Origin of the sequence: Pedobacter sp. GSP4 (genome assembly GCF_051857575.1) — a bacterium.
GTDB lineage: Bacteria > Bacteroidota > Bacteroidia > Sphingobacteriales > Sphingobacteriaceae > Pedobacter.
Genome location: NZ_JBPZIR010000003.1, coordinates 777,741 through 789,464 on the forward strand (window position 1 = coordinate 777,741; position 11,724 = coordinate 789,464).

Below are 11,724 nucleotides of genomic sequence, written 5' to 3' on the forward strand. Positions count from 1 at the left end.
ACTCTGTTTTAATATCAATGAATAAATCTGTTAGTGTAAAAGTATATCATGGTTACGGGCATGCCCATAATTTGGTTGTATATGGCCATGTTTTTAAACGCAAAGCAAAAACACAGCAGATTTACAGCAACAATATATTTGTTAATATTGCCCATCTTTTAAAGCTTTTTATTTTAAAACCATATGCTTTTGTTGAAGTAAGGTTACAGTTTTTTGAACAGACCATTTACAACAAAACCGAAGGCGATGGTTTTTTTAAGTTCGAATGGAAGGCTGAGCATGATATTCCTGCAGGCTGGCACCAGGTAATTGTAGCCGCAGTTGATAAAAACGGAAAAGTGTTAAATATAGGCGAAGGAAATGTGTATGTGCCCCATATTACGCAATATGCATTTATTTCGGATGTAGATGATACGGTAATGATTTCGCATTCGGCTACCATAGGCCGGAGATTGCGGGAACTTTTTATCAAAAATCCGCATACCCGTAAAACCTTTCCCGATGCGGCCAGCCACTATCAGCAACTTGCCCTATCCTACACGGAAAAGAACCAGCCCAATCCTTTTTTTTATGTGAGCAGCAGTGAATGGAACCTGTACGATTATTTGATTGAGACTTTTAAGTTTAACAAATTACCTGATGGTGCTTTTCTGTTGAATACTTTAAAACGTTGGAAAGATTTAATCAGAACGGGCAAAACAGGGCATGAGGGGAAATTATTGAGGGTAATGCGCATTTTGGATGCCTTTCCCAATCAGAAATTTATCTTTTTTGGAGATAACTCGCAGCAGGACCCTGAAATTTATACTGCAATAGTAGATAAATACCCACAAAATATTGAAGCAGTTTATATCCGGAACATCCGCCCTGAAAAGGAACTCGCTACTTTACAACTGCTTAAAAGGGTTGAAGCTAAAAATGTAAAAATCTGTTTATTTAACAACAGTATGCAGGCCATTGAACATTCCAGATTGATAGGTTTGATCCGGTGAATTTTTAGGGTACTGACCGGTTACAATAATCCCGCTTTCCTTCCTGCCACGATAAAATCTGCGGCTATTTAACTTAGTTTTCTGCCTTTTTAAACGCTTGCATTTAAGAAATTGATTTACCAAAAGGGGTGAAGGCTAGGTTCATTAATTTAAAATGCTGGCGGCCGAACGGAATGCCGATAATGGTAATACAAAGCAGGATACCAAAGCATAAATGGGTTAAAGCGATCCAAAAACCACCGCAGAAAATCCATATCAGGTTCATAATGGTAGAAAGGCAGCCCGTGTTTGATGAAGTATCGGTTATTTTAACGCCAAAAGGAGCCAAGCCAACTATAGCAAACTTAAAACACTGGATACCAAAAGGGATGCCCACTATGGTAAGGCAGAGAATTAATCCCCCGATAATGTATTCGAAGAAAATAAAGATGCCGCCAAAAATAATCCAGATGATATTGCCTAAAAAGTTCATTGTGTTTTTTTAGGTTAAGATTTAGTAATCGATATTTTGTTACAGTTAGGGTGATGTATAGTTAAGCTATTCTTTGTAATTTAGGATTACACACAAAAGAAACACAACATGAAAAAATTAATCCTCGCAGCGGCACTAGCCGCATGCTTTTGGCTGCCCAATGCCAGGGCTCAAAATGTAAACGGTACAAAACTTACCGATATCCACTCCGATTATATCCAGATACGTGCAATAGAAAGCTTTTTTGAAGATAAACAATGGATTGCGTTGGAGTATGGACAAAAAACAAGCGAATATAGCGAATTGTACATTAGGGATGAAAACGGTAAGAAAATGGAATTTAATTCGGCGGTAGATTGCTTAAATAAGCTGAAGGGTTATGGCTACGAACTGTTTAGTGTTTATACCGAGCAGCTTAATAAAGATTCGAACCGCCCGGTTTATGTGCTCAAACGGAAATAAAACCAAAAAACAAAACATTTATACTGCTGTTACAGCTTTCATCTAATTTAACCTATGAACAAAATATACATTGCCATTTTACTCTGTACGGTAATGGGCCTAACCGGTTGCAGAGAAAAGTTTCAGGCCAAATCCGAAAAGGAATTTGAGGTTTCTAAAGCAAAAATCGTAAAAACACTCGACCAGGATGAGCGCACAAACCTAGAAAAGGCGCTAAGGGTTATTGCCCTAACTTCGATGCGTTTAAAATGGAACGAGCCGGATAAATATAAAGGAAAATCTTTTGATAAAATTTCGTTAGAAATGATTGATGGGTTAAGTTACGCTTCGGTAATTAGCCTGGCCGAAAATCTTTTACAGCAACAGCATAAAAAAGAAATAGAAAAGGCCTCAGCCGCGATAGATACGCTGGAAATCCAAAAAAAAGCGCTCCTTAAGGATAAAAGCAAACTGAACATTTTTAAAATAACAAGCCTTTATTTATCGGAAGATGATTTTTTTGATGTAAAAGTACCTAAGCTCGAGATAGAATATACCTACGTGGGTAAGCAGGCCTTAATGGGCAATGTAGAGGTTACTTTGGAAATCAGGGAAATATCGACCAAAAAGGTTATTGCCTCCCAGATTTGGAGCGATGGTGATGGGACCAACAGCTTAAACCCTGGCGACAGCATGAATGGAAATGTGATTTTAAGGCAGGCAAAAGAAAATAATCCTACCAAATGGAATGCGGTGAAATATCCCGTTGCCAAACCTAAACTCGCCGATTATGATCTGGAACTGAAATTGTTTGCATCAAGCATTACCATAAACGGTAAAACCACAGCCCTACCTAACTTTAGTGTTGAAGATATTGATGCCGAAATTCAAAAGAAGAAAGCGGAATTAAAGGAAGTTCAAGATACCAAGGGGACATTGGATGAACTTGTGTTAACGGGTAGATAAGGTAAGCTGTAAAAGAAGTCAAGTTTGAATGGCAAAATTTTGTCGATATAAAAACTTGACTTCTTTGTTAAATTCTATATAAAATCCAGTGTATTAAATTTCTTGTTCAAAATATCAACATTGTTTACATCCAGCCATTTATCTAAAATAGTGCCGTAAACTTGCCTAAAATCCAATTGATATTTTAAATCGCCTGTATCCAGGTCGCTGAGGTTTGGAGCAGCATTAAAAATGCCCTGTTTTTTAAGTTTTCCCCCAAAAACAAACATATTATTGGCCGTACCATGATCGGTGCCGTTACTTGCATTCTGTTCTACCCTGCGTCCAAATTCTGAGAAAGTAATTACCAGCGTATCGTCCAGCTTATTGTTCGATTTTAAATCTTTCAAAAAAGCAGCCATACCTTCGCTGTACTGTTTAAGCAGATTTCCCTGTTGGCCGATTTGATTTACATGCGTATCGAAACCACTTAACGAAACATAGTAAACCCTTGTTTTTAAACCTGAAGAAATAAATTTAGAAACTGTTTTTAACTGGTTGGCAAAACCCGAATTCGGATAAGTAGATTTAGATTGATAAATTTTTGAGGTGTTTTGGATATAACTTGCAGATGATGATGTTTCGATCATGGTTTTGTACAAATAACCCAAATTGTCTTCGTCTAAATGTTCTTTATCATTCTGTAGCATGGATTTAAAAAACGGATCGTTGGTGTTGCGGAACAGTGCAGCAGGATCTTTTAAAGCAATACCTTTTTTGGTTTGGCCTTTCATGGCCAGCGAAAGCGAGTCGTCTACTTCTATAGCCGTATAAGGGAATTTACAGGTTTGGCAATTGCTGTCTAAATAGCGGCCAATCCATCCTGTTGAAAGGAATTGGTTGCTATCGCTCCCTGTTTGCCATATATCCATCGAACGGAAATGTGAGCGGTCGGGGTTGGGGTAGCCCACGTCGTTGATAACGGTCATCCAGCCCTGATCGTGTATTTCCTGCAGAGCCGCCATGTTCGGGTTTAATCCCTGCATGTCGGTTAGCTTAATTACCTCTTGGGGTTTAATGGCTATGCTTTTTCTTTTTTGATAATATATGTCGTTTCCGTAGGGAATAACCGTGTTTAGCCCATCATTTCCGCCCGAAAGCTGTACCACAACCAGATTTTTATACAGGCTCAGCTCATCAAGCGCCATGGCCTCAAGCGGTTTCATAAAGGCAGGCACAAATAGCGAGCCTGCAGCAACAAATCCGGTGTTTCTTAAAAAATTTCTTCTGTTCATCTTGTTAGTTTTTGAACTGGTGGTTCATCGTTAATGGTTTTATGGTCAATGGTTTGGGCGCTTAGCGAATTGGCTATCGACCATGGACTATTGACCCTCAGTTTAGCACAGTTGGTACTCTGGCATGCTGGTAATTTCGACTGCGGTACTCCGCAAGCCTTTATTATCGCTTACCATTGTGGTAATTTTTGAGTTCAGTTTCGGTTGTAATAAAAATTCGGTCAGTTCAAGCGGTGTTAAACCTTTAGGTAAGGTATCTAAAAACTTAGGCCAATCGGCATTTGCATTTACGTACGATTTAGGCTTAGCATTCGCATTTGCGTTGCTGGTAGCCGTTCTGCTCAGGGCAATTACAGCCTCATCTTCCGGATCGGCTTTTCCGCTAAAATCTATTTCCCCATCGTTTAAAACGAGTGATGGAATCCGCATTCTTAACATCAGTGATGAGCTGTCAATCCAGCTTTGCCCACCTGGCCAGCCTGCCACGTTTGGTGGGTTGAACAAATATTGCCCTAAGCTGCTCTGCAACTGAATTAAAACCTGTGGCTTATTGTAGGTAACATAAAATTCGCGGCTTAGGCCTACTAAAAATTCAGCTGGCGATTTAATTTTTGTGCCTACATTTTCGGGGCTGTAAAACCAATCAGAAGTGAACATTTTTTTCATCAGCGAAGCGATATTGTACTTCGAATTATAAAAATGATCGGCCAGTTCTTTAACATGGCCTTCGTTCGGGCTATCGTTAACAAAGAACTTATATACCTTACGGGCGATAAACTGTGCCGTTTCCGGTTTTTCGAGAATAATATCGATAATGTTTTCGCCTTCAAAGTTCCCTATTTTCCCGAAAAATGTTTTGGTACCGTTATCGTGAAGGTTTTCCCTGAAAATAAAAGTACCGTCTTTATCGTACATCCATCCGGTAAATGATCGGGCAGATTCTTTAATGTCCTGTTCGCTGTAATTCCCTCTGCCCAGGGTAAAAAGCTCCATCAGTTCCCGGGCAAAATTTTCGTTCGGCTTTCCTTTTCTGTTTTGCTGGTTGTTTAAGTACTGCAGCATTGCAGGCGATTTCGAAACTTCAACCAGTAAGGTTTTAAAGCTGCCCAGCGCATTTTTCCGTTGAATATTATTAAGCTGTTGGGCAAAAAACGGATTGTTGCTGCGGCAGGCAAAATGGCCGTGCCAAAAGAGGGTCATCTTTTCCCTTAACGAGGCATCGGTATTGATCATTTTATTAATGAAGGCAATGTTGAGGTCGCGGCTTACTTCGTTTTGCTCGCGTACAATCTGTTGGCGCATTTTCTTTTCTTCATCGTTCAGGTCTTTTTTAGCGTATAAGCCGGCCTGTATCAAAAGCTGCCGTTTCGATTCAAAATCGTTCACTAAATTTATGGGATCTTCTTTCCGCGAATCTTTGATCAGGTTATCAACCACTTTATCAAGATTTTTTTTGCTGAGTTTTTGCAGGTCTGCGTAAGAAATACCGAAGCCCGCCCGGTTGTAAAGATGTTTTACTTTTAAGAAATTATCTTTTGCGCTCATAATGGACAATTTAACAGTATGACTTATTTAAAACGCAAGGGTTTAATCTTTGTTTTCTTTCTTATTTTCGCCTATGTTTTTTCAGTTACTACAAGATGATCCCGGTTTCCCTGATCCAGCTTTGGCAGAAGATGACGGTTTATTGGCCATTGGCGGCGATCTGGGTATGGAAAGATTGTTAATCGCCTACGCAAACGGCATATTTCCGTGGTTTAGTGAGGGTGAACCTATATTGTGGTATTCGCCGCACCAACGCTGTGTAATTTATCCTGATAAGATTAAAATCAGTAAAAGCATGCGGAAAATTCTACGACAGGAGATTTTTAACGTAACTTTTAACCAGGCTTTTAAGGAGGTGATTTTTAACTGTGCGAACACCGAAAGGGCAGGACAAGACGGTACTTGGATTACCAACGAAATGCAAAGCGCCTATATCAACCTGCATGAACATGGCTACGCACACAGTGTAGAGGTTTGGCAGGAAAATAAACTGGTTGGTGGTTTGTACGGGATAAAAGTTAACCGCGTTTTTTGCGGCGAAAGCATGTTTAGCCATGTAAGCAATGCTTCTAAAGCGGCACTGATTTTTTTGAGTAAAATGAACATCGATTTGATAGATTGCCAGTTGCCAAATGATCATTTAATTAGCTTGGGCGCCGAAATGATTAACCGCGATCTGTATATGGAAATGCTTCAGCCTAACGAACCTTAATGCTTACCGGTATCAAGTAAATCCTGATCGCGTATGGCATTTTCTATTCTTTTATCGGGGATAAACCAGATGCAGGCCACAGCGAAATAAAGCGCAACGCCAAACCAAGGGTTTATAAAACTTAATCCAACCCCGGCCAGATAGAAAAGTAACGAATATTTGCCTTTGGCATCGTTGCCTATGGCATGTACCACCAAAGAATGTTGCCCTTCTGTTTTTTTGATTACAATTACCAATAGTGTGTAGGCCACAGCAGCCAGGAAAAGCACAGCGCCGTAAATAATTACAGGCCAGAGGGCGAAATGATGTTCGCCCATCCAACCGGCAGCTACCGGAAATAATGATAGCCAAAAAAGAAAGTTAAGATTTGCCCATAACATTGGCCCGCTAACTTTTTTTACGGCATGCATTAAATGGTGGTGGTTGTTCCAGTAAATACCTACATAGATAAAACTCAAAATGTAGCTGATAAATTTAGGGAGCAGTGGTTTTAAACTGGCCAAAGTTTCGCCATGCTCGGGCACCTTCATCTCTAAAACCATTATGGTAATGATGATGGCAATTACACCATCGCTAAATGCTTCTAATCTGCCTTTGTTCATAACAAATGTACCTTTAACCGTGATACAAGTATCAATCAAATTAATCACAAAAACAAAAGCTGCTGCTGTTGGCAGCGATAAAATCGCTGTTCCCATTAATCCTCATTACAAACGAGGATTATGGTGAACCATTAAATAACAAAGCCCGCAAATGTTGATTTGCAGGCTTGCCATTGTTGTTTTGTTGAAATTATAATTCTCTTACCCAGATATTTCTAAAGCTTATAGCTGGGCTTGGATCACCGTGATCTTGTAGTTTTATTGAAGCTGGGCCGTGTTTTTTATATTCGGGAGCGCCGATGTAACGGGTTTCGCCTTTTAAAATAAATCCGTTTTGAAGCAGTACTCCATTTAAAAATACAGTTACGCTGGCCGGTTTTTGCACAGTTCCATCTTCATTAAAGCGTGGTGCATTCCAGATGATATCGTAGTATTGCCATTCGCCAGGTTTTTTGTTGGCATTGGCCAACGGAACAGCTTGTTTATAAACGCTTCCTGTTTGTCCGTTAACATAGGTTTTGTTGTTGTAAGCATCCATAATCTGGATTTCATAACCATCATCCCCACCACCTGTTGAAGCTAAAAATACGCCACTGTTTCCACGTGCCTGGCCTTCGCCAGAAATATTTGCCGGAATTTTCCATTCCATATGCAATTGGTAATCGGTAAATTTTTTATTGGTTTCTATATTTCCGGTTCCTTTTTTTACGGTAAAAAAGCCATCATCAATGGTCCAAGCAGCAGGTTTTGATGGATCTTTAACAGAATGCCAAGCGTCTAAATTGCGGCCATTGAATAAAATTATTGCATCAGAAGGCGCATCTTGAGGGAGCTTGCCCGGGCTTACCACCTTAGGAACGGGTTCCCAAACTTCAGTGGTTTTAGGGTCTTTGGCAGGATCTGGTTTTTTATCTTGTGCCATAGCTTGCCCTGCAAAAAAAACAGGAATAAATAATAGTGTGTACTTGTTCATAATTGTGGTTTAACTTTTTAAAGTTAACCAGTTTATTAACAAATGGAAGTTTAGTATTTAAAATTTTACCCCAAATCATCAACAATATAGGTTTCTCTGATAATTAGTTCATCGGGGGCCAGATCTTCTTTTCGCTGCTCGGCTAAATCGCGCATTGGGCAATAACCTGTAATGCCACGGTACAACAGGCCGGCACCAATTGCTGCTCCCGTTAAACCGATAACCGGATGCGAAAAAATGCTGGTAATGCCTTTAAAGAGCAAGTAGGTTCCGGCTGCACCAGATAGCCAGCGCTCTGATTTGGAAACATTTTCGAATAGTTCTGGATATTTCCAGGCTTCTTTTACGTTATTTACTGCGGTATTAAAATCTTGATTTGTCATGATGGTTAGCAATTATGTTCTACTATATAACAAGTTATGTGGGAATGAGTTTTGAAAAGAACATTAATTGTGTTCGGAATAGGCCAAGGACGTACATGTTGTCGAAAGTTTTGGACACAGATTCGCAGATTTACACGGAGTATTTATATCATTAAGTGAATAAGAGACTTCTACTACGATACCATATGCAGAATCCAAATAGAATGCTCGTCATTGATGCGAGGAGGAACGACAGCCCGACCCGATTTTTGGGGAAGAAATCTTTTACGCTAACGATCTTCCTGATGAGAGTGCTTGGTCGGCTGAAAAAGCCTTTCCGATGAACCGGAACAGGTCCTCGGTATAACGATTTTATCCTCTAATTCAATATATCCCTAATATCTTCTTTGCTAAGCGATTTAAAGAAACTCTCTTCTGTGGTAATTAGCGAGTTGGCCAAAGATTTTTTGCGGTTTTGTAAGGCCAATATTTTTTCTTCTACGGTATCTTTTGCAATAAATTTATAGATAAAAACCTTTTTATCCTGACCAATGCGGTGCGTCCTGTCAATGGCCTGTTGCTCTACGGCTGGGTTCCACCAGGGATCAAGGATAAACACATAATCGGCCTGCGTTAAGTTTAAACCTACACCTCCAGCTTTTATCGAGATTAAGAATACCTTTAAATCGGTATTTTGTTGAAATTCGGAAACAATTTCGCCGCGGTTGCGCGTTGCCCCATCTAAATAGGCGAAAGGTATGTTTTCGGCTTCGAAATGCTTTTTAAAAATATCGAGATGTTTTACAAACTGCGAAAAGACCAAAACCTTATGTCCGCCTTTAAGCACGTTATCGAGGGTATGGATCACATTTTCGAATTTTCCAGAGTCTGATATGTAAGTTCCATCAATCATTACCGGATGGTTGGCCAATTGGCGCAGTGCGGTTAAGCCCTGTAAAAGCTGAACCTGTTTTTGCGCAAAAGTGCCATCATCCATACTTTGCAGCAGATCGTTGCGGTAGGCAGATTTTGTTTTTTCGTAATACGCAGCCTGATCTTCGCTCATATCGCAGTAAATAACCTGCTCTGTTTTCGGCGGCAATTCGGCAGCTACCTGTTCTTTGGTTCTGCGGAGTACGAAAGGCTTAATGATCGATTGTAGTTTCCGCGCTTTTTCTTCGTCTTTTTTCTTCTCGATGGCCTGCACGTACTCTTCGAAGAAAAAGGCCTGTGTGCCTAATAATCCAGGGTTTAAAAAGGTTAACTGCGACCAAAGATCACTCACCGAGTTTTCTACAGGTGTACCGCTCAAAATCAATCTGTGCTTTGATTTTAGGCTTCTAACGGCCTTGAATGATTTTGATGCCGGGTTTTTGATGTTCTGGCTCTCATCCAATATAACGTAGTTGAAATAGAAGTTTTTCAGTTCATCAACATCTACCCTGGTTACACCATAAGTGGTAATCACGATATCAAAGTTGGCAAAATTGGCTACATCTTTATTCCTGTTCGTACCTGTGTGGGCCAGTATTTTAAGTTTTGGGGTAAATTTTTTAGCCTCTGTTAACCAGTTATAAATTAGTGAAGTGGGCATAATAATCAGCGAGGTACTGGGTACACCCAATAACTGATCGTCTTCTTTCACTTTTTGCAGCATAGCCAATGTTTGGATGGTTTTACCCAAACCCATATCATCTGCCAAGCAGCCACCAAAATTATATTCGCGTAAAAAGCTGAACCAATTGTAGCCTGCTTTTTGGTAATCGCGCAAGCTGCCCTTAAAATGAACAGGCATTTGCGTATCAGCTATATCCTCAAAATCTGATAAACGTTGAAGCTTGCGCTCGAGCGTAATGTTGGCTAAACTATCCTCTGCCAGATCATTGATCAGGCCGATGTGGTGTTTCTTTAATTTTAAGGTTTTTCCGGCTTCTGCCAGGCTAAATAAACTGCCATACTGCGTAAACCATTTATCGGGTATAATGGCCACTTCGCCATCGGGCAATAAAAATTCGCGTTTTTTATGTAAAATATGCTGCTTTAACGAAAGGAAAGGGATTTGATACTTTCCAAACCAAACAACGGCATTGATATCGAACCAATCGTTCCCTTCTTTAACTTCAAGATCGATTTTACTGGCCCCGAATACAAACTTTTTCTGCCCGGTGGCCTGTTCAATTTCGAAGCCAGATGCCTGCAGAATTTCGATGTGTTCGTTAACCCAGTTGATGGCCGCGTAACTCGGATTTTCATCTGCTGATGCTACTTCGAGGTTGCTGAACAACGAACTGGTTTTTTTTAGTCCCAAAGATAAAAGCAGGTTAAACTGTTTTTTCTCCCATTCGGCCGAACGTTTTATCCGGTGGAAGATATAATTATCAGCTGTTTTTTCCAGACGTACCGTTACTTTATGCGCATTTTCAACAGGGAACGTATATTCGCCATATTTAAAATACAGTTGAATCTGAGAAAGGCCGCCATCTACATACAGCACCTTAATTATGGGTGCGGCTTCAAATTGCTCGGTCCTGATTTCGAAACCTTCTGCATAAACATGGTGCTTCTCTATTAAAGGAGCCACAAATTTTTCAAAATAGGTAGCTTCGGTAGTTTTGGGTATGGCAATAAAGCGCTTGTTTAAAAAGGGCTGTAATTTTTTGCCTTCAATATCCTGATCAAAAAAGTATAAAATATCATTCAGCAATAACCAGGCAGGTTTGTTGCTGATAATCTGCGCTTCCTTAAACATAAATTCGATGCGCAGGTTCTGGTACTTAATGGTTGGAAAGTAACGTGTTTCGGTTTCGTTGCGGCGAAAGTGGAACAGGATGGATGCGGGTTCGGCGGCGAGTTCGATTTTGCGCTCTACCGGCCAGCCATCTTTATCCATAACATAAAGTTCGTTCTTGATCTTTAAAAGCTCTAAGGCTTCGGCAAGTTTCTTCTCAATTTTAGGACGTACATTTTCGTAAAATTTATCGTCGAAAATTTTGGTAAAAAACTCAGTTGGGCGGATTAGTTTTTTATAATATTTTTTGATCAGCGAATCCTGCTCAATATCGTCTAAAATCTTAATCAGCTTGTAATCAATATCTCCTAAACAGGCATGAAATTCTTCTGCCGTATGGGTAAAAATACGCTGATAGGTAAAAGAGAAATCGCCCTGTGGATTAAGCTGAACTACGTGAGGTTCAATTAAATAGCCCAGGTACTCATGTTTGCACAAGGAGTACACAATTTTACAGGGTTTAGAACTATCGACACGTAACATTGATGGGTATAAAATTTTTGGTAAGCTAGCCGCTTAAAAAACTTTAAACTTACAATATTTTGGGGTTACATCAAAAGAACCAGCCCTTTTTGGGATAAAAAAATAACGTTTTTT

Annotated in this window: 11 protein-coding genes; 4 read left to right on the forward strand and 7 right to left on the reverse strand. The window is 39.9% G+C overall.

Going from position 1 to position 11,724, the window contains the following annotated elements; genetic code table 11:
• Window positions 1-17 precede the first annotated feature (17 nt).
• Window positions 18-992, forward strand: a complete 975-nt coding sequence (locus ACS5PU_RS10580; RefSeq protein ID WP_439459253.1) for an App1 family protein — start codon at window positions 18-20, stop codon at window positions 990-992.
• Between the two features lie 103 nt (window positions 993-1,095).
• On the opposite strand, the gene ACS5PU_RS10585 is transcribed toward ACS5PU_RS10580, so the two are convergent.
• Window positions 1,096-1,464, reverse strand: coding sequence for a YccF domain-containing protein (locus ACS5PU_RS10585; protein WP_439459254.1), 369 nt, complete (start codon window positions 1,462-1,464; stop codon window positions 1,096-1,098).
• Between the two features lie 108 nt (window positions 1,465-1,572).
• Between ACS5PU_RS10585 and ACS5PU_RS10590 the strand changes: the two genes are divergently transcribed.
• Window positions 1,573-1,926, forward strand: a complete 354-nt coding sequence (locus ACS5PU_RS10590) for a hypothetical protein (RefSeq protein ID WP_439459255.1) — start codon at window positions 1,573-1,575, stop codon at window positions 1,924-1,926.
• A gap of 54 nt (window positions 1,927-1,980) precedes the next feature.
• The gene (locus ACS5PU_RS10595; protein ID WP_439459256.1) at window positions 1,981-2,871 is read left to right on the forward strand and encodes a DUF6694 family lipoprotein; all 891 of its coding nucleotides are present in this window, start codon (window positions 1,981-1,983) and stop codon (window positions 2,869-2,871) included.
• A 74-nt stretch (window positions 2,872-2,945) separates the two neighbouring features.
• On the opposite strand, the gene ACS5PU_RS10600 is transcribed toward ACS5PU_RS10595, so the two are convergent.
• The gene (locus tag ACS5PU_RS10600; protein ID WP_439459257.1) at window positions 2,946-4,145 is read right to left on the reverse strand and encodes a DUF1501 domain-containing protein; all 1,200 of its coding nucleotides are present in this window, start codon (window positions 4,143-4,145) and stop codon (window positions 2,946-2,948) included.
• Between the two features lie 102 nt (window positions 4,146-4,247).
• A complete protein-coding gene (locus ACS5PU_RS10605) occupies window positions 4,248-5,690 on the reverse strand; it encodes a DUF1800 domain-containing protein (protein WP_439459258.1) in 1,443 nt (480 codons plus the stop codon).
• Window positions 5,691-5,763: 73 nt separating this feature from the next.
• On the opposite strand from ACS5PU_RS10605, the gene aat reads away from it, so the two are divergent.
• Window positions 5,764-6,402, forward strand: a complete 639-nt coding sequence (gene aat, locus ACS5PU_RS10610) for a leucyl/phenylalanyl-tRNA--protein transferase (RefSeq protein WP_439459259.1) — start codon at window positions 5,764-5,766, stop codon at window positions 6,400-6,402.
• Here the strand turns inward: aat and ACS5PU_RS10615 are convergent.
• The 4 genes from ACS5PU_RS10615 to ACS5PU_RS10630 form a co-directional block, all read right to left on the reverse strand.
• Entirely contained in the window at window positions 6,399-7,100 is a 702-nt protein-coding gene (locus ACS5PU_RS10615; protein ID WP_439459260.1) for a TMEM175 family protein, read from the reverse strand. The genes aat and ACS5PU_RS10615 overlap by 4 nt on opposite strands.
• A 94-nt stretch (window positions 7,101-7,194) precedes the next feature.
• Window positions 7,195-7,977 carry a 3-keto-disaccharide hydrolase gene (locus tag ACS5PU_RS10620; RefSeq protein WP_439459261.1) on the reverse strand — a complete coding sequence of 261 codons (783 nt, stop codon included), beginning with the start codon at window positions 7,975-7,977 and terminating at the stop codon, window positions 7,195-7,197.
• A 65-nt stretch (window positions 7,978-8,042) separates the two neighbouring features.
• Window positions 8,043-8,360: a YgaP family membrane protein gene (locus ACS5PU_RS10625; RefSeq protein WP_439459262.1), complete on the reverse strand. Its 318-nt coding sequence runs from the start codon at window positions 8,358-8,360 to the stop codon at window positions 8,043-8,045.
• A 358-nt stretch (window positions 8,361-8,718) separates the two neighbouring features.
• The gene (locus ACS5PU_RS10630) at window positions 8,719-11,610 is read right to left on the reverse strand and encodes a DEAD/DEAH box helicase (protein WP_439459263.1); all 2,892 of its coding nucleotides are present in this window, start codon (window positions 11,608-11,610) and stop codon (window positions 8,719-8,721) included.
• Window positions 11,611-11,724: the final 114 nt, after the last annotated feature.